Genomic DNA, 25,822 nt, shown 5'->3' on the forward strand with positions numbered 1-25,822 from the left:
GTGGAAGAGCTGGAGGGTATTGAAACCGGTAAAGTAGTTGCCTGCGGCGTGCCTGAGCCGGAAACCGGGTCTGAGTCGGTAGCTGTGTTCATCTGGCATAAATCTTCCGCAGAGAAATTCCTGCCGCTGGCCAATGAGGTGAAGCGCTTTATCAGGAGCCAGCTTGGACTGGAAGTAAAACATGTGCTGCCGGTAAGAAAGATTCCTAAGACGACCAGCGGCAAAGTAAAAAGATATTTATTTACCGATACCTACATCAACGGAGGGTATACTGAACTGATACAGGAGCTGGCGCAGGCTGCTGTTGCCGTTGATAAAGTGATTCCTTCTGCTGAGCCACAGCCGGCTGCAGGAAAGAATGAAGCAGATATCCGCCGGTGGTTGCAGCAATGGCTGTTACAGCGGTTCTCCTTAACCACCCGTGATCTTGATGAGGAAAGAACATTTGCAGAATACGGCATGATCTCCATGCAGGCCGTGATATTGGCTGCTGCGCTGGAAGACTGGCTGCAGCTGCCTGTAGATAAAACGGTGATCTTTAACTACCCGACTATTGCCGCATTGTCGGGATATCTGGGAGGTGCGGGGCCAGGTCATGCAGGTACCGTCAGGGATTCATTTGTCGCTACAGACAACCGCATCGCTGTGATTGGTATCGGTTGCCGTTTCCCGGGGAATGTAAATACCCCTGAAGCCTTCTGGGATTTTCTTGCCGGTGGCGGTAACGCTGTTACCGAAGTGCCGGGAAACCGCTGGAATATTGATGCCTGGTATGATGCAGACGAATTTACCGCAGGTAAAATGTATACCCGTCACGGCGGATTCATCGAGCATCATGATACATTTGACCCGATGTTTTTCGGCATTTCTCCGAAAGAAGCTACCGGTATGGACCCGCAGCAGCGGCTGCTGCTGGAAGTTTGCTGGGAAGCGCTGGAGCATGCAGGCTTAAAGCCATCAGGGCTGAGAGGCAGTAACAGCGGTGTTTTCATCGGACTTGGTTCAGACGACTATCATCATATCATTAACAGGAACAATGACAATACCTATTTTGAAGATGCTTTTACAAGTTTAGGCATTGAGAGAAGTATCGCTGCGGGAAGAATTGCGTACCTGCTCGATTTCCATGGGCCGGTGCTGCAGATGGATACGGCCTGTTCTTCTTCATTGCTGAGCGTGCACCAGGCCTGTTTAAGCTTGTTACATGGTGAATGCTCACTGGCGCTGGCTGGTGGTGTAAACCTGCTGCTGTCGCCGGATGCTTCGGTGAAGCTGTGCAGGATAAAGGCGTTATCAGCTACCGGCTCCTGCAAAACATTTGATGATGCGGCCGATGGATATGTGAGGGGAGAAGGCGCCGGCGTGATTGTACTCAAACGCCTGGATGATGCGCTGGCTGCGGGTGACCAGATCCTCGCCGTTATCAACGGCTCGGCAGTGAACCATGATGGCCTGAGCAACGGGCTTACAGCGCCCAATGGCGTGGCGCAGCAACAACTTATCAGCAAGGCGTTGCAGTATGCAGGCGTAGACGCGGGTGCGGTACAATATGTAGAAACACACGGTACGGGGACACCGCTTGGCGATCCTGTGGAAGTACAGGCGCTGCACACCATATACGGCACTGCACAAAGAGAGCAACCATTACTGGTAGGCGCTGTGAAAAGCAACATCGGACACCTTGAAGCAGCTGCAGGGATCGCCGGCCTTATCAAAACCATTCTATCACTTCAACATAAACAGATCCCTGCCAGTCTGCATTTCAAAACGCCCAACCGCTTTATTCCCTGGAAGGATATACAGGTGCGGGTGGTAGATAAATTAATACCCTGGCCTGCGCCGGCGTCACAGGCGTGGCGACGTGCAGGCGTCAGCTCGTTCGGGATCAGTGGCACCAATGTGCATGTGATTGTAGAAGAAGCGCCGGCAGCAACCAGTACAGCGACGCCACCGTCAATGCCGGCGTATCCGTTGCTGTTGTCTGCCAAGACGCCGCTGGCGCTGAAAGCACAGGCTGCACAATATATCCCGTTGCTGGAAGCAGCTACTGCCAGTCTTCCCGCGATTGCTTTCAGTGCATCCACCATCCGTGATCATTTTCAACATCGTATAGGCCTGAGCGTTAGCAGTGCTACAGAAGCGGCGCAATACCTGCGTGCTTATGTTAATGGAGAAGACGATAGTCCGGTGGTGCAAGGCACTGCGGCTGCCAATCCAGGTAAGATTGTATGGCTCTTCACAGGTGGCGGCTCTCAATACTGGGGCATGGGGAAGGAGCTGTATGAACACAATGAGGTATTCCGGAATGTGATCGATCATTGCAGCCACTACCTGGAATCCAGGTGGGGCTTCCGGCTGACTTATCTGTTGTATGAAATGGATAAGGATGAAAGCAACCAGGTATTGCAGCAGATGACTTATTTCCAGCCGGCTATTTACGCTATTTCTTGTGCTGTCGCTGAAATGTGGCGCGCCTGGGGTATTACGCCATCCATTGTAGCTGGCCATAGTATGGGCGAATATGCAGCGGCTTACGTAGCGGGCGTTTTCAGCCTGGATGACGGACTTATACTGGTAACGGAAAGAGCGCGCCTCATGCAGGCGGTGAAGGAGCCGGGCGCGATGGCTACCGTGTTTGCAGCGCCGGATATTGTGTCGACGCTGATCAGCACTTATGGGAATGACCTCTCGGTGGCCGCTATCAATGGCCCGGAGCTGACAGTCATCTCTGGTAAAAAAGAAGTAGTAGGTACGGCATTGCAGCTGCTGGAGCAGCAGGGTATTGGCGGCCGTGAGCTGCTTATATCACACGCATCGCATTCACCACTGATGGAGCCAATGTTGCCTGCATTCAGGGAAACGGCTATCTCCATTCAATATAAAACACCCGTAATAGATCTTATCTCCAACGTTACCGGTGAGGTCATCACCCATGAAATTGCGAATGCTGACTATTGGTGTGATCATATCCTGTTGCCGGTACAGTTCTCAAAGAGCTTGCGGACGATTAAAGAATTGGGTGGCCAGGTATTGATGGAGCTGGGCCCGCAGCCCAATCTGTTGTCGATGGTTCAACTCACGGCGGCTTATACAGAAGATAACCTGCTGCCTGCCATGCGCCGTGAGCAATCTCCGTGGAGTACTATCCTACACAGTGTGCTGACCTTGCATGTAAAAGGCTTCCCGGTGAAATGGGAACAGTTCTGGCAATATCATCGCTATAACCGGACAGCATTGCCGGGCTATCCTTTCCAGCGCCAACGGTACTGGATAGACGAACATGAACAACCGCCACGTATAGCCCGGACACAGCCACAACCACAACAAACCAGTGTGCCTGTAGTAACAGCACCTGTGACCACACCAGCGGGTGTGAATGTAACGGCTACACGCTATACGCATGCAGATATACTCGCTTTCCTCAGTAGTGCACTGGGTAAAGCATTGAAGATACCACCGGCAGAAATAGACCCGCACGCAGACCTGTTGCTGCTGGGCGCCGACTCGCTGATCCTGAGTAATATGCTCCGGACTATTGAAAAGGAGTATGGTCTTAAACTGGCTATCAAGCAGTTGTTTGATAAACTGATCACCCTTGATCTTGTAGCGGAGTACATCACTGCGAATACCAGGCATACCAAGCAAGTTGCTGCACAAACCCCGGTGGCTGAAACCCCGGTGGCGCCATTGCCGGGCATACCTGCTGGTCAGGACCCCTTCCTGATTATGCAGCAGCAGTTCAATATCCTCGCGCAACAGTTTCAGTGGCTTTCACAACACTACAGAAGCGGCAACATTGTGGCGGCAGCGCCAACGGAGGTGCCCGCGCCTGTGGTACCGGAGCCCTTGCCAACAGTGGCGCTGAATGGACAAGAAGAGCGTGTGGTTTTACCGTTGACACTTTCATTCAGCCAGGAGCGCCTGTGGGTGATAGACCGGCTGGAAGGTAGCGTGCAATACAACGAGCGTATCGTATTCCGGCTGAAAGGTAAACTGGATAAGGATGCGCTGGCCTATGCCTTCCGCGGTATCGTGAACCGTCATGATATTACCAGGACCATTATAGAAGAAACAGACGGCCGCGCTGTAGCCCGGTTGCTGGCTAAAGATAAGTGGCAGCTCTCTGAAGTAGACGGCGATTCGTTCAGGGGTAATGAAAATGCTCTGCTACAGCGTATTACAGAGCTGGTGCATACACCGTTCGATCTTTCTGCGGAGCATATGTTGCGTGTTTACCTGATCAGGTTAACGAATGAAGAACATGTGATGGTATTGTCCGTGCACCACATCGCGGTTGACGGATGGTCAGTGAACATCCTCTTCCACGAGCTGATGGCGTTTTACAATGCGCATATCTCCGGGCGTGCGCCAAAGCTGGCGCCATTGCCCATGCAATACTCCGGTTACGCCGCATGGCAACGTGAATATTTGTCGGGGGATTTACTGACGAAGGAACTGGCCTGGTGGAAAGACAGACTGTATGGCGTGGAGCAGCTGAACCTTCCGCTGGATTTTGTACGTCCCGCGTTTCAGAGTACCCGTGGCGCCAAGCATTATTTCCGGATCGGCAAATCGTTGTGTGGTCAGCTACAGACTTTCTCTGGTCAGCAGGGCGTTACGCTCTTCATGACTATGGTAGCCGCTTTCAAGGTGTTGTTATACCGCTGGAGCAGCCAGGATGATATCAGCGTAGGAACTTCCATTGCCGGCAGAACCAGAGAGGATGCAGATACACTGATTGGTCTCTTCATCAATACACTGGTGTTGCGCAGTAACCTGTCAGATAATCCTTCGTTCCAGTCATTCCTGCAACAAGTGAAACAGACTACCCTGGAGGCATACGATCACCAGGAAGTGCCTTTCGAAAAAGTAGTGGAAGTGGCGGCGCCGGAGCGGGATATGAGCCGCACGCCATTGTTCCAGGTAATGTTTGAGCTGTTCAATACGCCCGAACTGCCGGACCTGCAACTCGGGGACCTTCAGGTGTCGAGGGTGCAGGCGGAACATATCACTACGCTTTTTGATCTGAGTTTCTGTTTGCGGGAAGATGAGAGCGGATTGAATGGTTATGTAGAATATTGCACAGACCTGTTCCGGCATGATACGATCGAAAGAATGACAAGGCACTATGAACAGCTGCTGCATTCCATCGTAACATCGCCATCTTCCAGGATTGCCGCCCTGCCTATGTTGCAGCCGGAAGAGGAAGAACAGCTGCTATTGACCTTTAATGATACAGCAGTCGCTTACCCGGCCAACAGTACGTTAGTAGAGCTTTTCAATATACGCGCTAACCTGGCGCCGGATGCCGTTGCTATCAGGTATGCAGACACGGTGTTGAGTTACCGTAAGATGAATGAGCGCACGAACCAGCTTGCTCACTACCTCCTCAGCAAGGGAGTAAAGAAAGATACTATTATACCGCTGTGCATCGACCGCTCTGCAGATATGATCGTGGCTGTCATCGGTATACTCAAGGCCGGCGCGGCTTATGTGCCTGTGGACCCTGCTTATCCGGAAGACAGGATCTCCTACATGCTTGAAGATGTGGCTGCTCGGGTGGTGGTAACAGCCAGTAGTTGTCGTCATAAAATAAATACTACCGCCTTTATCATATCTCTTGATGAAGACCGGGAGACGCTGGAAACCTTCTCGCCAGCTTCGCCGGACCATATGCCAGTTCCAAATAATCTGGCCTACGTGATTTATACCTCCGGTTCCACCGGTAAGCCCAAAGGGGTGATGGTGGAGCATGCCGGTATGCTCAATCATCTCTACGCAAAAATCAATGACCTGCAGATCAAGAGCAGTTCCATCATTGCTTTTACCGCTTCCTATACATTTGACATCTCCGTATGGCAGATGTTCGCCGCCTTACTCTGTGGTGGTACTACCATTGTCTATGATGAAGAACTGATCTTCAGTCCCGCAAAACTCATGGCAGATGTGGAACACAACCGGGTTACCATCCTGGAGCTGGTGCCATCTTATCTCGCGTCGGTATTGCAGGAAGAAACAGTTGCAACACTATCATCGCTGACTTACCTGCTTGTAACTGGTGAGGCTGTGAGCCAGTATTTGTTGTCGCAATGGTTCAGTAGGTATCCGGCTATTCCGGTGGTTAACGCTTACGGCCCTACGGAGGCTTCGGATGATATCTGTCATCACATCATGCATCATACGCCGGAGCAGATCAATGTACCATTGGGCAAACCGGTCCAGAATTTACAGCTGTATGTACTGGATCGCGGGTTGCAATTGTGTCCGGTAGGTGTGCCTGGTGAGATTTGTGTGTCAGGGATAGGTGTGTCGCGCGGTTATCTCAATCGCCCTGATCTCACGGCAGAAAAATTTGTTCCCAATCCTTTCCCTGCCGGCGGTCGCCTGTACCGCACGGGAGACCTGGGCCGCTGGCTGCCGGATGGCACGCTGGAATACCTGGGCCGTATAGACGAGCAGGTGAAGATCCGCGGTTACCGTATTGAACTGGGCGAGATTGAACATGCGCTGCAGCAATGCCAGGAAGTGAGCCAGGCGGTGGTGATTGTGAAAGCAGATGATAAGGGCAATAAGTGGCTGGTGGGCTACATTGTGCCGGAAGAAGGCGCCTTTGATAAAGGGGCCATACAGGAGCAGCTGAAAGACAGGCTGCCTGAATACATGATTCCCCCGGCGCTGATCGTGCTGGAAAGCATTCCGCTCACAGCCAACGGGAAGATCGACCGCAAGGCGCTGCCAGATCCGGATATGGGCTTACTGTCTACCCGCGAGTATGTGGCGCCGCGTAATGAAACAGAACAGATCCTGGCGGACATCTGGCAGGAGCTGCTGGGTGTACAACAGGTAAGTATATACGATAATTTTTTTACACTAGGTGGTCACTCGTTGCTGGCTATGCGCCTGATGTCTGCTGTTCGCAGGAAATGGGAAACGGAGCTGTCTATGCGTTCGTTGTTCCTGCATCCTACGTTACAGGCGCTGGCAGCCTTTATTTCAAAAGAACGCACCGGCGGCAGGGCAGTATTGCCGCCGGTCACGGTGGTAGAGCGTCCGGAGCATATTCCGCTTTCATCCGGTCAGGAGCGTCTTTGGTTTATTGATCAGCTGGATGGCAGCGTGCAATATCACCTGCCTGCTATATTCAGGATCAGCGGGGATCTCCATGTTCCTGCATTATCAGGCGCCTTCAGAACACTGGTTAACCGTCATGAGGCGCTGCGTACGGTGGTGGTGGAAGAGGCAGGAACGGCCTGGCAGCAGGTGCTTCCGGTGGATCAGTGGGAGCTGGTGATCATTGATGATGAAGTATTCAAAAAAGACGCCATTGCAAGAGAACAGCATAGACATGCGCTCATTGCGGCACCGTTTGACCTCACAGCGGGTCATATGTTGCGGGCATACCTCTTCCCGTTGGAAAGTAAGTCGTTCGAGCTGGTGGTGGTCATGCATCATATCGCTTCAGACGGATGGTCTGTAGGGGTGATGATCCGTGAGCTGGAGGAATTGTACGCCGCAGCTATGGAAGGCCGGCCGGCAGCACTTCCGGTACCCGAAGTTCAGTATGCGGATTATGCCATCTGGCAGCGTGTATACCTGACCGGTAGTGTGCAGGAACAGGAGCTTGATTACTGGAAAAACAAACTGGGGGGTGTTACGCCGCTGGATCTCCCTTCAGATCACGCGCGTCCGGCCGTGCAAAGTACCCGTGGAGCTAATGCATACTTCCGGTTGGATGATGTGCTGTCTGCACAGTTGTACAGCTTTTCGCGGCAGCAGGATGTAACCCTTTTCATGACGCTGCTTGCCGCCTTCAAAGTGTTATTGTTCCGTTATACTGCTATTGAAGATATTTGCGTGGGCACGCCGGTAGCGGGCCGTAACACCCAGGAAACAGAAGCGCTGATCGGGTTCTTTGTAAACACGCTGGCATTGCGCAGTAACCTTGGAGGCAATCCCGCATTCACTACACTGTTGCAGCAACTGAAGCAGACTATGCTGGAAGCATACGAGCACCAGGAGTTGCCTTTTGAAAGGGTAGTGGAGGCAGTGGTGAAAGAACGTGATATGAGCCGCACGCCACTGTTCCAGGTGATGTTTGTACTGCAGAATACGCCGGATATACCGGAGCTGAAGCTGGAAGGGTTGCAACTACAGGCTTCTACTGCGGATCACCATACCGCTAAGTTTGATCTCACCTTATTTATACATGAAACGCCGACGGGCCTTACCGGTACAATAGAATATTGTACCGACCTGTTTGAAGAGCCTGCCATCATCCGCATGGTATCTCATTTCAAACAATTGTTGTATGCATTGACAGCCGCTCCTGCAAAAGAGATCGGCGTTTATGACATATTGCTGCCGGAAGAGAAACAGCAACTGCTCTTTGGTTTTAATGACAACGCAGTCGCCTATCCGAAAAGTAAAACGCTCGTGGACCTGTTACAGGAGCGGACCAGACAGACGCCGGATGCCGTTGCAGTCATGTTTGAAGCTATGACGCTTACCTACCGGCAACTGGAGGAACGTACCAACCAGCTGGCTCACCTGTTGCAACAACAGGGGGTATTAACGGATACGTTGGTGCCACTTTGCATAGAGCGGTCTGCAGATATGGTCGTGGCCATCCTAGGTATTCTCAAAGCCGGAGGAGCCTATGTGCCCATTGATCCGGAGTACCCGGAAGAACGTATCCGCTACCTGCTGGAGGATTGTCGTGCAATCGTGGCTGTTAGTAGCGGCCCTGTACAACATAGGATCGCATCGGTTACTTCCATTCCGGTTATTGCGCTGGATACAGACAATGAGCAGATCAGCAGCCAGCCGGTGACATCGCCGCAACCCGCACCGCTGCCGGTAGACCTGGCCTATGTGATCTATACCTCTGGTTCCACCGGTAAGCCCAAAGGGGTGATGGTGGAGCATGCAGGTATGCTCAATCACCTTTATGCAAAGATCAACGACCTGCAGATCAACAGCAGTTCCATCATTGCTTTTACCGCTTCCTATACATTTGACATCTCCGTATGGCAGATGTTCGCCGCCCTACTCTGTGGCGGTACTACGATTGTTTACAATGAACAGCTGATCTTCAGTCCTGCAGCGCTGATGGCAGATGTGGAGCATAACCATGTAACTATCCTGGAACTGGTACCTTCCTATCTCGGATCAGTATTGCAGGAAGAAACGGGGGTAACACTGGCATCGCTGAAATACCTGCTGGTAACTGGTGAGGCGGTGAGTCAGCATTTACTGTCGCAGTGGTTCAGTAAGTATCCCACTATTCCGGTGGTTAACGCTTACGGCCCTACGGAGGCCTCGGATGATATTTGTCATCATATTATGTATGACACGCCTGAACGGGTCAATGTTCCGTTGGGTAGGCCTATACAAAACCTGCAACTGTATGTACTGGACCGCGGGCTGCAACTATGTCCTGTGGGCATTCCCGGAGAGATCTGCGTATCAGGGGTAGGTGTGTCGCGCGGTTATCTCAATCGCCCTGATCTCACGGCGGAGAAATTCATTCCCAATCCTTTCCCTGCGGGCGGCCGCCTGTACCGCACGGGTGACCTGGGCCGCTGGCTGCCTGACGGTACGCTGGAATACCTGGGCCGCATAGATGAACAGGTGAAGATCCGCGGCTACCGTATTGAACTGGGCGAGATAGAACATGCGCTGCAGCAATGCAAAGAAGTAAGCCAGGCGGTGGTGATGGTGAAGGCCGATGATAAAGACAATAAATGGCTGATAGGCTATGTCGTGCCGGAAGGTGTCTTTGATAAAGCGGTTATACAAGAGCAACTGAAAGACAGGTTGCCTGAATATATGCTCCCTTCCGCGCTGATAGCGTTGGACAGCATCCCGCTCACCGCCAACGGTAAGATCGACCGCAAGGCGCTGCCAGACCCGGAAACCGGTTTGTTGGCCACCCGTGAGTATGTAGCGCCGCGTAATGAAACAGAACGAGTGCTGGCAGACATCTGGCAGGATTTGCTGGGTATACAACAGGTAGGCATATACGATAATTTCTTTGAACTGGGAGGGCATTCACTGCTGTCGATGCGGATGATTGCCGCTTTGAGCCGCAGCAAACAAATAGACCTGTCTGTAAAAGCGCTGTTCACGCATGCCACCGTTGCTTCGCTGGCTGCATACATTGATGGAGACACGGCTATGGAGCGCTTGTCGCTACCAGCGTTGGAAGCCGGGCCACGCACTACGCCTGCGCCGTTGTCATTCGGACAGGAACGTCTCTGGTTTATTGATCAGCTGGAAGGCAGCGTGCATTATCATCTCCCGGCTGTCTTCAGGCTAAAGGGCGATCTCAATATCAGTGCATTGTCCGACGCTTTCCAGACCATTATCAACAGACATGAAGCGCTGCGCACGGTTATCGCGGAAGCAGACAATATTGCGTATCAACATATACTCGAACCGGATACCTGGCAGTTCAGGGTAAGTGAAGAAATGGTGGTAGGCGCGGTATTGCAGGAGCAGATCGAAACGTTGATCGCCACGCCTTTTGACCTGACCACAGACCATATGCTGCGCGCGTACCTGTTGCCGCAACAGGATAATGAATACCTGCTGGTGGTTGTGATGCATCATATTGCATCAGACGGATGGTCGGTAGGCATTATAGTGCGTGAACTGGAAGAACTATATTCTGCTTACGTTTCCGGCCGCAAACCACGGCTGGCAGCATTACCTGTACAATATGCAGATTATGCCATCTGGCAGCGCAGGTATCTCACGGCGGATATGCTCGAAGGACAATTAGCTTACTGGAAGCAGCAGCTCAACGGAGTGACACCGCTGAACCTGCCCACAGATTATCCGCGTCCTGCCATCCAGAGCATCCGCGGCGCTACTGCGCGATTCCGCCTGGATGCCTCATTGATAGAGCGTTTGCAGGCATTGTCCCTGGAGCAGGATACTACCTTGTTTATGACTTTACTGGCAGGGTTTAAAGTATTGTTGTATCGCTACAGTGCGCAGGAGGACATTTGTGTGGGCACGCCTATCGCAGGCAGAACGCATCCCGAAACAGAGCCGCTGATAGGCTTCTTCGTCAATACGCTGGCATTGCGCAGCGGATTGGATGGTGATATGCCGTTCACCAGGTTATTGCAGCAGATCAGGCAAACGCTGATCGGCGCTTACGATAACAAAGATGTACCTTTTGAGAAAGTGGTGGAGGCGGTGGCGAAAGACCGCAACATGAGTCGCAGCCCGCTGTTCCAGGTAGTGTTTGCGTTACAGGATATGCCGGATGTGGGAGATGTACGCCTGGGCAACCTCGCAGTGCAGCCTGAGCCGGCAGAACATAACACTACAAAATTCGATCTCACCTTTATTCTCCAGCAAACGTCTGATGGCATTGCGGGAGATATAGAATATTGCGTAGACCTTTTTGATGCCGCTACGATCCATCGTATGACGGCTCACTATGAACAATTGCTGCGTGCCGTGGTACACGCGCCTGCCACACAGATCGGCAGACTGCCTGTACTGAATGCAGTGGAAGAGCAAAAGCTGCTGGTAGATTTTAATGACCGCCTTACCGGTTATCCCCTTGATAAAAATATCATTGATCTCTTTACCAGGCAGGTGAAACACGCGCCTGATGCTGTGGCTGTAATATTTGAAGACAGCGCGCTTACCTACGGGGAGCTGGATCAGCGCTCCTCACAGCTTGCGCATCACCTGATCAGTAAAGGTGTACAGGCCGAAACATTTGTACCCATCTGCATCGAGCGATCACTGGATATGATTGTGGGCATCATGGGTATTCTGAAGGCCGGCGGCGTCTATGTTCCGATGGACCCTGATTATCCGGCAGACCGCATCAGCTATATGCTGGAGGATACCGGCGCCACTGTTGTTGTGAGTAGTAATGCCTGCATGTATCGTTTACAGGAAGCCTCTGCTATAGAGATCATCCGGCTGGATGGCGACAGGGACATTATCAACCAATATCCGGCTGGCATGCCTGCCATTACTGTGAAACCGGAGCAACTGGCTTATGTGATCTATACTTCCGGTTCAACAGGCAGACCTAAAGGCGTAATGATAGCGCATAGGAATGTGGTGAGATTATTTGAGACCGATATTCCATTGTATGATTTTAATGAAGCAGATGTATGGACGATGTTCCATTCCTTCTGCTTCGACTTTTCCGTATGGGAGATGTACGGCGCATTGTTCTATGGTGGAAAGGTAGTGGTAGTACCGAAGCACATTGCGCAGGATGCCATGGCCTTCGGTGAACTGATAAGAGCGAAGGGCGTAACCATCCTGAACCAGACGCCGTCAGCCTTCTACGTGTTACAGGATTACCTGGTAGCAAATGCAGATAATGTGCCGGTGCGTTATGTGATCTTCGGTGGTGAGGCGCTCAACCCGGCGAAAGTAAAGCCCTGGATGCAGCAATACCGTCTATGCAGATTGATCAATATGTACGGCATTACAGAAACGACGGTGCATGTTACTTATAAGGAACTTTTCCTGGAACAGCTGAGTAGCACCAGTGTGATAGGCAAGGCTATTCCTACACTGAGCCTTTATATACTGGATGCTTACGGGCAGTTGTCGCCGTTGGGCGTAGCGGGAGAGATGTATGTGGGGGGCGCAGGGCTGGCGCGCGGTTATCTCAACCGCCCTGAGCTTACGGCCGCTAAATTCATTGCACATCCTTTCAGTAAGCAACCCGGCGAGCGATTGTACCGCACAGGAGATCTTGGCCGCTGGCTGCCTGATGGCACGCTGGAATATCTGGGCCGTATAGACGACCAGGTGAAGATCCGCGGTTTCCGCATTGAGCTGGGTGAGATCGAAAGTGTATTACAGCAATGCGAACTTGTGAACCAGGCTGTAGTACTGGCTAAGTCAGACGGAGCCGATAAGAAGCGGCTGGTGGGCTACGTGGTGCCGCAGGGAGCTTTCGATAAAGAAGGTATCCTGACCTGGATGAAAGCAAGGCTGCCGGACTATATGGTGCCTGCTTTGCTGGTGGAACTGGAAAAAATGCCACTTACTTCTAACGGCAAGGTTGATAAAAAATCGCTGCCAGAGCCGGATGCAGCGACGTTGCTCACCAACGAATATGTTGCGCCGCGCAATAATACAGAACAGGCAATCGCCGATATATGGAAAGACCTGCTGCGTGTAGAGCGTGTAGGCGTACATGATAGTTTCTTTGAACTGGGTGGTGATTCCATCATCACCATACAGGTAGTAAGCCGTGCGAAACGTGCCGGTCTTGCGTTGCAGCCCCGCGATCTGTTCACGCACCAGACCGTGGCGAAACTGGCCGTGCTCTTGCAGGCCGAAAGAGCGCATACCGTCAGCACTGAACAGGGCGTCCTTACCGGCGAAAGCGGATTGTTACCTATCCAGCAATGGTACTTTGAAGCGGCGGGAGATGCACATGCATACTACAACCAACATGCATTACTGAATATCCCGAAGAGCGTAACTGTAGATACTTTGACAGCTGCCATCAGGCAGATAACCGCGTGGCATGATGCCTTGCGTTTCCGGTATACCCGTACAGACGCCGGATGGACACAGGAGTATGGTATATATGAGGGCGATGTGGAGGTGGTAGACCTACTGCAGGCTGCAGCCGGAGACCTTGCCGGATTGTTGGAAACGCAATCGCAGCAGTTCCATCAAAGCGTGGACATCAGCAGAGGAATCCTTTTCCGTGCCGTGCTGTTCCTTACACCCGCAGCGGCAACACATAACCGCCTGCTGATCACCATTCATCACCTTGCCGTGGATGGTGTATCCTGGCGCATACTGCTGGAAGATCTGGAGCTCCTGCTCACCAATCCCGGAGCCGGGCTTACAGGGAGCAAAACCAGTTCATACCGTGAGTGGTACCGGGCACTGGAAACGTATAGCCGTCAGCGTAAACTGACCAGCCAGGAACCTTACTGGAAGCGGGTAGTGGAAAGTGAATGGCCGCTGAGGACTATGAATGAATATAATGGACTTCTCACAAGATCGGATATACGTAGTTACGATGTACGCCTGGATAACCGCCAGACACAGCGACTACTACAGGAAACCGCCCGCGCCTACCACACCGAGATCAATGACCTGCTGGTGGCAGCACTGGCCCTGACGCTGAGCGAATGGAACGGGGTATCCGGTGTACTTATCGGATTGGAAGGTCATGGTCGTGAAGACATTGCTCCGGCTATCGATACCAGTCGTACCATAGGCTGGTTTACCAGCATGTACCCGGTGTTGCTGGATGCCGGCGGTGATAACGATCCCGGCTACACGATAAAGTCTGTTAAGGAACAATTGCGCGCCATACCCGACAAAGGACTGGGTTACGGCGTGCTGAAATATATCAATAAGACGGAGGCATTTCAGCAGTATGATCCCTGGGAAGTGGTGTTCAACTACCTGGGGCAGGCAGACAACACGGTTGGCGGCAACAGTTATCTGAGCCTGGCTGCAGAACCTTCCGGCACGGATACCGGCAGCCAGCATCCTGTCAGGGAAAAGCTGGCCGTGAATAGTATGGTGAAAGACGGTGAACTGGTATTGCAATGGGATTACAGCCAGCAACATTTTGATGCAGCAGCCGTAGAAGAAATAGCTGCTTCCTATATCCGTCATCTTCATGCACTGATAGATCATTGTGCGGGCGCCGAGCCGGTGTTCACACCTGCCGATTACGATCTGGGAGCTATCATGACACATGAAGCCCTGGATGCCTTCCTGGATGCACCGTTTAATGGTGCGCCCCGCCGCGGTCAGGTGGAAAGCCTGTACCGCCTCAGTGGCCTTCAGGAAGGGATGCTGTTTCATAGTCTTTATGATGACCAGGCTGCTGCGTATCTTGAACAGTTCAGCTGCACCATCACCCCGCTCAATACAACCCTGTTTACGGAGAGCTGGGCAAGACTGCTCGAACGTCACAGTATCCTGAGAAGCGGTTTCCACACTGATGGCTTCAATGCGCCGGTACAATATGTGTATCGTCGTGTAGACATGCCCGTTATTATACAGGATTACAGTCATTATAATGAGGAAGACCAACGGGCCGCTATAGCAGCACTGAAGACCGCCGATAATGCCCGCGGCTTCGACTTTGCTACACCGCCGCTGATGCGCCTCACGCTGACAAAACTCAACGGCGGCAAATACCATATGTTGTGGTCCTTCCATCATATCCTGATAGACGGCTGGTCGCTGCCGTTGCTGATGGAGGAGCTGTTACACATATACGGAACGTTGGATACCGGCGCAACGCTGCCGGAAGTGAAGGAAGACCGCTACGAAGACTACATCCGTTATCTCGGTGCGCGCGACAAGGAACAGGATGAGATTTACTGGCGCAATTACCTGCGCGGTATAGATGAACCGTTGCAGCTACCTTTTGCCCGCGCAGTGGCAGGCAGAAGTAAAGGCGTTGGTGAATACCGCTCTGAGCTGCTGTTCCTGGATGCGGCTGAGACTACCGTACTGACACAGTATGCACAGCAGGCGCGTATCACGCTCAACACACTGATGCAGGGCGTATGGGCGTACCTGTTATACCGCTACACCGGCCGTGACCATGTAATCTATGGCACCACTGTTTCCGGCCGCCCTGACGATCTGCAGGAGATGGAACAACGGGTGGGCATGTACATTAATACCATCCCCCTGCAAACGCTGATCACACCGCAACAGTCTGTGCAGTCGTGGTTACAGCAATTGCAGGAAGCCCAGCTGCAAAGCAGGGAATACCAGTACACGCCGCTCACAGACATACAGCGGTTGACGGGCATCCGGGGTGATCTCTTTGAGAGCCTGCTGGTATTCGAAAACTTCCCCGTGAGCGAAGCAGTGAGAAAGCAAGCCTGGAAATTACAGATAGAAGAAGTGGTTATCGAAGAGCACAGCAACTACCCGCTGACATTGATCATCGGCGCAGGTACACAAATCAATATCAACTTCAATTATAACGCGCATATTATAACGCCTGCTTATGCATCAGCCATAACAGCGCATTTCAGGAAAGTATTACAACAGTTTGTGGAAAGGGAAGACGTGATATTATCGGATATAGAACTGTTGACGGACAGCGAACAACGCCTGCTGCTGGAAACCTTTAATAACACCAGTCGCCCGTATCCTGAACAGGCAACGATAGCAGATGTATTCCGCACACAGGTGACGGCAACGCCTGATGCCTTTGCTGTGGTATACGAGTCTGTTACACTGACCTATCGCGAACTGGATGAACGTTCTGATGCGCTGGCATATTATCTTATCCGCAAAGGACTGGAACCCGGCGTGCTGGTACCCCTCTGTATGAAACGCAGCGCAGACCTCATTGTCAGCATACTGGCCATACTGAAAGCTGGCGCCGCATACGTGCCTGTTGATCCGGATTATCCGCAGGAACGCATTGCATTTATGCTGGACGACACTGCAGGCCGGATCGCCATCACAGACCATGAGTGGTATGATCACTTTACGGCATTGCTGCCAGAATTGGTATGGGTACGTCCGGATAATATTACGCCGGTTGATGGTAACACATTACCTGCAAACAACGTGAAGGCCGACAGCCCCGCTTATGTGATCTACACCTCTGGTTCCACCGGCAGGCCAAAAGGTGTGCTGGTAACGCAACGCAACGTGGTCAGCCTCGTGAAGAATGTAACTTATGTGTCGTTCGGCAGAGAGGAAGTATTGCTTTCCACCGGCTCGCCGTCCTTTGATGCCACTACATTTGAATACTGGGGTATGTTGCTCAATGGCGGGAAGCTCGTTCTCTGCGACGATAAAAAGCTGCTTGACAGCAGCCTGCTGAAGGCGGAGATAAACCATCACCGGGTAACGATGATGTGGTTTACAGCAGGCTGGTTTAATCAGCTGATCGATACAGACATCACAACATTTGAAGGTCTGCATACGATACTGGCGGGAGGAGAGAAGTTATCCGAAGAGCATGTAGGGAAGATCAGAAGAACTTATCCGCATATTGCTGTCATTAACGGTTAGGGGCCTACGGAAAATACTACTTTCTCACTTACTCATCCCATTGCTGATAGTGGCGTAATCCCCATAGGCAGGCCGCTGGACAACCGTACCGCTTATGTGCTCGATATGCAGCACCGCCTGGTACCTGTAGGCGTACCGGGTGAAGTATACCTGGGTGGTGCGGGCTTGTCGCTCGGCTATCTGAACCGCCCGGAACTTACGGCAGAAAGGTTTATTGCTCATCCTTTCATTACAGGTGAACGGGTCTATAAGACCGGCGATCTTGGTCGCTGGCTGCCTGATGGCACAGTAGAATACCTGGGCCGTATCGATGATCAGGTGAAGATCCGCGGCTTCCGCATTGAGCTGGGCGAAATCGAAAATGTGCTGCTGCAGTCCGGCCTGGTACAGGAAACGGTGGTTATCGCCAAAACCGATCAGCAACATAAACGGCTGGTAGCCTATATCGTACCCGCCGGTAATTTCAGCCGCGAAGGTATTCAGGCATGGCTGAAACACACGCTGCCGGATTATATGATACCGGCATTGCTGGTACCTATGGACAAGTTACCTTTAACACCCAATGGCAAGATCGATAAGCGGGCCTTACCTGATCCTGATGCCGGAAGCCTGCTCACCAGGGAATACGCCGCGCCGCGCAGCGCCGCAGAACAGGCGCTGGCGGGCATCTGGGAGGACCTGCTGAAAGTATCACGGGTAGGTATACACGATAATTTCTTCGAACTGGGTGGCGACTCTATCATCACAATACAGGTAGTAAGCCGTGCAAAACGCGCCGGATACGATCTGCAGCCGCGCGACCTCTTCCAGCATCAGACAGTGGCAGCATTGAGTGCACTGCTGGAATCCCGTACCAGCCAGGTGACGACCGGAGAGCAGGGCCTGCTCTCCGGTAACAGCGGCCTGCTACCCGTGCAGCAGTGGTACTTTGATACCGCAGTCAATACTGCACTCACCTTTAACCAGAGCGTATTGCTCACTATTGATAAAAACGTATATGCGCCACAGTTGTCTGAGGCCTTTGATACGCTCCTGCAATACCACGATGCCCTGCGCTTTGTATATACCCGCAACGGAGTGCAATGGGAACAGCACTACGGCAATACTCCCTTTGCATTGGATGTAGCTGATATGCGGCAACCGGATAACCACTCCCTGACGGAACGGATCGCCGCCTACAGCAGCGCCTATGATCAGGGCCTCGATATAGAAAAGGGCATCCTGGTACGTGCTGTGCTCTTCCTCACACCGGCATATGAATCTGCCAACCGCTTGCTGGTCGTGATCCACCACCTCGCCGTGGACGGCGTATCCTGGAGGATTTTCCTGGAAGACCTGGAACTGTTTCTGGAAGGCGCCTGGAAACCTGCCCCTAAAGGCAGCTCCTACCGCCAGTGGTATAATGCGCTGGCAGATTATAGTCAGCGTCGTGTGCTTGTCTCACAGGAGTCTTACTGGAAACATATTGTATCGGCATATGCGCCGTTACGCACTGAAAAATCATTACCCGGAGGTATAACGGCGAGGGATATACGCGAATATAGTATGGTGCTCAACGCAACCCTGACACAGCAGCTGTTGCAGGAAGTGCCCCGCACTTACCACACCGGTATCAATGATATACTCCTGGCCGCCCTTGCGCTTACGCTGTCTGAATGGAACGGCGCATCGCAGGTTTCCATCGGCCTGGAAGGCCACGGGCGTGAAGACATTGCGGCGGGCATAGATACCAGTCACACCATCGGATGGTTCACTTCCATCTACCCGGTACTGTTGGACGTACCCGCAGGCAGGGCAATTGCAGGTACGCTGAAGGCAGTGAAAGAACAACTGCGTAGCATCCCCGACAACGGCATCGGCTATGGTGTATTGAAATACATTGGTCAATCACCAGCGTTGCAAGGCAATGATCCCTGGGATGTTTCCTTCAATTATCTCGGACAGTCGGACAACGCTGTGAAAGAAGACGGCTTGTTGCAGATTGCACCGGAGGTATACGACGGCGGAACCGATGAATTTACCGCTGCCGGAAAACTGGCGCTGGACAGTATTGTACAGGGCGGTGAATTACGGATCAACTGGAAATACAGCGACAAACACTTCAGTGAAGAAAGTATTGCTACGCTCAGTGCCGCTTATCTCCTGAAGCTACAGGCATTGATCGCGCACTGCGTAACACTGGATGCACCGGTGTTTACACCATCAGATTACGGGCTGGGCGGCATCATCTCTAATGATGAACTGGACCATTTCCTGGATGTTACAGACAATCATATCCCGCGCAGAACGCAAATAGAAAGCATCTACCGCCTGAGCGGGCTGCAGGAAGGCATGTTGTTCCATCATCTTATTGACGAAGCTGGCGGCACGTACATAGAACAATTCAGCTGCGAGTTGGGCAAAGTAAATACTCCGGTTTTCCGTGAAAGTTGGGCGCATGTGATCGGGAAGCATACCATCCTGCGCACAGCCTTCTTCCATGATGTTTTTGCTATCCCGGTGCAGTGCGTATACAAAGAAGTAGCAGTACCGCTTATCGTGCGCGACTATCGCCATCTCAACGCTGCAGAGCAGGAGGAAGCAGTGGCAACGCTGGCGGCAGCAGACAATATACAGCAATTCGATTTTACGGCTGCTCCCCTGATGCGTATAACACTGGTGCAGCTAACAGATGAAACGTACCGTCTGTTCCTGACCTTCCATCACATCCTGCTGGATGGATGGTCTATGCCGGTATTGCTGGAAGAACTGCTGAATGTGTATGAACGCCTGCTGCAAGAGGAGCAGGTACCGGAAACGGCCACTGATCATTATGAGACATATATCCGCTTTCTGGAGCGCCGCGACAGAGAGCAGGAGGAACAATACTGGCGCAAGCAGTTATCGCCGTTGAGCGAAGGTACCTTACTGCCGTTTGCGGATGCATCTGCTGCCCGCACACATGGTGCTGGTAACTACCGGGAATGGCTGCACGAACTGGATGCTGCAACAACTGCAATGCTCACCGCTTATGCACAGCGGCGCCATATTACCCCAAGTACACTGATGGAAGGCGTATGGGCGTACCTGTTATACCGCTACAGTAATCACCGGGACATTGTTTACGGTGTTACGGTTTCCGGCCGGCCGGAAGATCTGCCGGGTGTAGAAACGGGAGTAGGGCTGTACATCAACACATTACCGCTGTACACGCATCTCGATCCTGCAACACCGGTAGCTGCCTGGTTGCAGGCATTGCAAGCCAGCCAGATGAACGGACAGGCTTATCATTACGCCAGCCTGAGCGACATTCAGCAATGGACCAGCGTGGAAGGAGAACTGTTTGATACTTCCATTACGTTCCAGAACTACCCGGTAAGCGCCGTGATTGATGGGCACAACTGGTCGCTGGAAGTGAAGAATATCCAGATACATCCGCATACCAACTATCCAATCACCATCATCATCGGTATTGAAACAAAAACCACACTTTTATTTACATATAACAGTGATCTGATCGCAGATAATTATATAGAGACGGCAGGCAGGCATTTTGAACAGGTGTTGTTACAGATACTGAGTGATGACGTTGCTGCCATCGGCGATATAGCACTACTGACAAAAGAAGAAGAACTGTTAAGGCAGACAGCACATACTAACGCTGCCGACTATACGCCTGCTAGTACTTTCGTACAGCTGTTCGCAGCGCAGGCTATTGCTACACCGGATGCGCCGGCACTGGCGTTTGAAGGTACGATACTTACCTACAGTGAGCTTGACCAACGTGCCAACCGCCTGGCGAATTGCCTCCGCAGCAAAGGCGCAGGGCCAGATACACTGGTGCCCGTATGCATAGAGCGTTCTCCGGACATGATCGTAGCTATACTGGGCATCGCCAGGGCGGGAGCTGCATATGTGCCCATTGAGCCTGACTTCCCGGCTGAAAGAATAAAATATATGCTGGAAGATACGGCCGCCACGCTGGTGGTAAGCAGTGAACGGTCAGCAGCAGTATTACCTTCGGCTACGCCGGCAGAAGTCATCCTGTTGTCTGGCAACACACTGGATGCCTATCCGGATACCGCGCCGGCATCGCTGCCACAGCCGGATCACCTGCTGTATGTGATCTATACATCCGGTAGTACCGGTACCCCCAAAGGGGTGATGATCACCCACCGGAATTTGTCGGACTACCTCGCCGGGCTGCAGGACAACACACCGGCAGATACCTGTACATCGTTCGGACTGCTGTCCAGCATCGCTACTGACCTCGGTAATACCGTGCTGTTCACCGCATTGGTTTCCGGAGCCGTGCTGCATCTCTTCCCCAAAGCAGCTATCAATGATGCTGACAGCATGCTGGAATATTTTGAGAACAATGCAGTGGATTGTATCAAGATCGTACCGTCTCACTGGAGGGCATTGTCTGAACCCGGGCGCCTGCTGTTGCCACGGAAGCTACTCATCTTTGGCGGAGAAGCGCTGAACGCCTCTCTGGTGAAGGAAATCACCGCTTCCGGCCGTGATTGCACGGTAGTGAACCACTACGGTCCGACAGAAACGACGATAGGAAAGCTGCTGCATGTGGTTGATCCGCAGCGGATATACGATCACGTTATCCCGATAGGAAGACCATTTTCCAATACGCGCGTCTATGTTGTCAGCGCAGACGGGCAACTCAATCCCGCGGGTGTTCCCGGCGAATTGTATATAGGCGGTGATGGCGTGGCAAAAGGGTATCTCAATAACGAAATGCTGACCACCGGTAAATTTATACAGGACCCGTTCGCAAGGGATGGCCGGTTACTCTATCGCACCGGTGACCTGGTGAAATATCTGCCTGACGGAAATATTGTGTTCATGGGCCGTGTGGACGACCAGGTGAAGATCCGCGGTTATCGCGTAGAACCAGGTGAGATCAGCCGTGTGCTGAGCGCCTGCGAAGGTGTGCATCAGGCGGTAGTGACCGCCGGTAAAGATCATCATGGTAATAACCGTTTAATTGGATACGTAATACCTGAGGGCGATTTTGATAAAGAAGCTATACTCAATTATCTCACGGCTTCACTGCCCGATTATATGGTGCCGGCTGCACTGGTGCCGATGGCGCAATTCCCGCTGATGGCAAACGGAAAAATCGACCGTCGTGCCCTGCCGGACCCGGAAGTTGGCGTAACTACTGCCGCATATACAGCGCCGGTTTCAGAAACAGAAAAAATAATAGCGGCCATCTGGGCACGACTGCTGGAAGTGGATGAAGTAGGTCAGTACGACGACTTCTTCGCACTCGGTGGTCATTCATTGCTGGCGATCCGTGTTATATCGGCCATCAGGAAACAACTCGAAGTGGAGATCTCCATCGGTGATATCTTCGATTATCCTACAGTAGCGGCCCTGTCAGCATTGCTGCTGGCCCGTAAAGAGCCCGTATCAACCCTCCCGGCGATTATACCTGCAACAAGACCGGAATACATCCCGCTTTCGTATAGCCAGGAACGTTTGTGGTTCATCGATCAGCTGGAAGGTACACTTCAGTATCACATTCCTACCGTGCTGCGTTTGAAAGGCAACCCAGATAAGGCTGCGCTCCAACACGCTATGCAGACAATCGTAAACCGTCATGAAGCACTGCGCACCGTGTTTCGTGAAACAGATGGTCAGCCTCACCAGGTGGTCCTGGAGAAAAACCAGTGGCAGTTGCAGACGGTGGATGAATCACCTGCCGGTGATGCCGCACTGGAAGCGCTCATCCGGCAGCTGGTAGCTACACCGTTTGATCTCAAAACAGATCATATGCTACGGGTGCACCTTATCACATTGCATGATGAGGAACATATCCTGGTGGTGGTGTTACATCATATCGCATCTGACGGCTGGTCTTCAGGTATCATGGTAACGGAACTACTGGCACTCTATGATGCTTACCTGGCAGGCAATGAAGCCCCCCTGCCTGCGTTGCCGGTTCAATATGCAGATTATGCCATCTGGCAACGCAACTATCTCTCCGGTGAGGTGCTGGATGAAAAGCTTGCCTACTGGAAAGAGAAACTAACGGGTGTTGTTACGCTGGATCTTCCTACAGATCTTCCGCGTCCTGCCGTACAGAGCATTCATGGTGCTACTGCGGGCTTCAGGCTGGATAAAATGCTGACGGCACAAGTACAGGCATTGTCGCAGCAACAGGGAACAACCTTGTTCATGACGTTACTGACAGCCTATAACATATTGCTGCACCGTTATAGCCGGCAGGAAGACATCTGCGTGGGAACACCTGTTGCCGGCAGAACACAGCAGGAAACAGAATCATTGATCGGTTTCTTCATCAATACATTGGCGTTGCGCACACATGTTTCCGGTGATCCTTCTTTCAGCGCACTGTTGCAGCAGGTGAAGCAAACTACGCTGGGTGCATATGAGCACCAGGACATGCCTTTCGAAAAAATAGTGGAAGCGGTGGTGAAAAACCGCGACATGAGCAGAAGCCCGTTGTTCCAGGTAATGTTTGTAATGCAGAATACACCTGCATCCCCGGCATTGCAACTCGGAGATGTACAGCTGCAGCATGAAACAGGCGGGTTATTCACTGCTGCCTTTGATCTCACGTTTGTGGTGGAAGAAGAGGGAGGAGAGATAAACGGACATGTAGAGTATTGCAGTGACCTGTTCAGTACCGATACGATCCAACGCATGATACAGCACTATGAACAACTGCTGCGTGCCGCTGTGGCGGCGCCCGACAAACGGGTAAGCGCATTACAGTTGCTCCGGGCTGCTGAAGAAAAACAATTGCTGTTCACTTTTAATGATAATGCGCAAAACTGGCCGCTGCATAAATCGCTCACAGAGCTGTTCTCTGAACAAGTGCAGCAAAGGCCGGGTGCATCCGCCCTTGTATACAGGGATGAAGCGCTTACCTACAAAGAGCTTGATGAAAGAGCCAACCAGCTGGCGCGCTACCTGCTGAAACAGGGCGTGACGCCGGAAATGCTGGTGCCGGTATGCATCGAACGCTCATTCGATATGGTGGTGGCTATACTCGGCATCCTGAAAGCCGGTGGCGCTTATGTGCCGGTAGATCCTGATTATCCGCAGGATCGTATCAGCTATATGCTGACTGATACAAAGGCATCGCTGGCCATTACCAGCAGCAGCTGTCTGGCCAGTCTGCCCGTAACGCCCGGTCTGCATATTATTACATTGGATGACGACTGGCGCAGTATCAAACGGTTTGCGAAAACAGCGCCGGCCACTGCGCCCGCTCCCGGTCATCTGGCCTATGTGATCTATACTTCCGGGTCTACCGGCAAACCTAAAGGCGTAATGGTAGAGCACAAAGGCGTGGTAAACCTGGCGTTTGCTCAGGCGCAGGGATTCAATCTCAGTGCGGGTATGAAAACACTGCAGTTTGCTTCGTTCGGCTTCGACGCTTCCTGCTCTGAAATATTTGTGACCCTCCTGAGCGGAGGCACACTGGTACTGCCACAGAAAGAAGAGCTGCTATCAGCAGATAGCTTCACCGCGCTGCTGGTGAAACATGATGTTGCTGTAGCCACATTGCCGCCTTCTTACCAGCATATAGTAAAAGATCAGCTGGGGCCATTGAAAACGCTGATCTCTGCCGGCGAGCCGCTGGGCAGGGAAGTGGCCAGGCATATACGTGCACAGGACATCCGCGTGATTAACGCTTACGGTCCTACAGAGAACACGGTGTGCGTGAGTTTAACGGATCAGCCTATACGGAAAAATAATGTGGTGGTGATTGGCGAACCGATATCGAATGTACAGGTATACATCCTTGATGCTCACGGCGCCCTTTGCCCGCTGGGCGTAACCGGGGAAATCTGCGTTGGTGGCGCCGGCGTAGCCCGTGGTTACCTGAACCGTCCAGACCTCACGGCAGAGAAATTTGTCATCAATCCGTTCAGCAACAACTGGGGCGGTAGGTTATACCGCACCGGCGATCTTGGCCGGTGGCTGCCGGATGGAAGTATCGAGTACTTCGGCCGTATAGATGATCAGGTAAAAGTACGCGGATACCGTATAGAACTGGGCGAAGTAGAATATGCATTGCAACAGAGCAGTCTCAGAGAACAGGCAGCTGTACTGGCTCCTGCTGACGCTGACGGCACCCGGCAACTGGCGGCCTGGGTAATACCATCCGCTGATTACAGCCAGGAGGCTGTTACCGCTTACCTGAAAGCGCAGTTACCGGAATATATGGTACCATCCTTATTCATCACACTGGAAAAATTCCCGGTAACATCCAGCGGAAAAATCGACCGGAAAGCACTGGCGCAAATGCATGTGGCGCAAGCATCCTCACGGGAGTATGTTGCCCCACGCAATGCAACAGAGCAACTGCTGGCAGACCTTTGGCAGCAGCTGCTGGAAGTACGGCAGGCAGGCATATACGACGACTTCTTTGAACTGGGCGGTCACTCCCTGAAAGCCATCCGGATGATGGCTGCTATCCGCAAACAACTCGGAGTAGATATTCCCGTAAGCAAACTGTTCGAACATAAGAATATCGCGCAGCTGGCTGCTTATATCATAACCGTCGCCGGTAATGATGAAGCTACCTCCGGTAAGGAATATGAAGTATTTGAACTATAAGCCCGAATCATCCCACTATTAAGCTCCAAAACTTATGATAGACACAAACCTTGAAAAAGCCCTTGAAGTGATTAAACAGGCCAGGAGTGAAGGCATCGTTTTCTTCCTGGAAAATGAGAAAATCAAGTTTAAAGTCCCGAAAGGCGGCGAAGTGAGCGCCAGCTTGCTGGCGGAGATTAAGGTATTGAAAGAAGAGATCAGAGCTATTCTG

At 52.2% G+C, this 25,822-nt stretch carries 1 pseudogene; it reads left to right on the forward strand.

What is annotated here, in order from left to right:
* Positions 1 to 318 precede the first annotated feature (318 nt).
* Positions 319 to 25,611, forward strand: a pseudogene (locus VM802_RS11200) (non-ribosomal peptide synthase/polyketide synthase).
* Positions 25,612 to 25,822 lie beyond the last annotated feature (211 nt).

The organism is Chitinophaga sp. (genome assembly GCF_035538455.1).
Taxonomy (GTDB): Bacteria; Bacteroidota; Bacteroidia; order Chitinophagales; family Chitinophagaceae; genus Chitinophaga.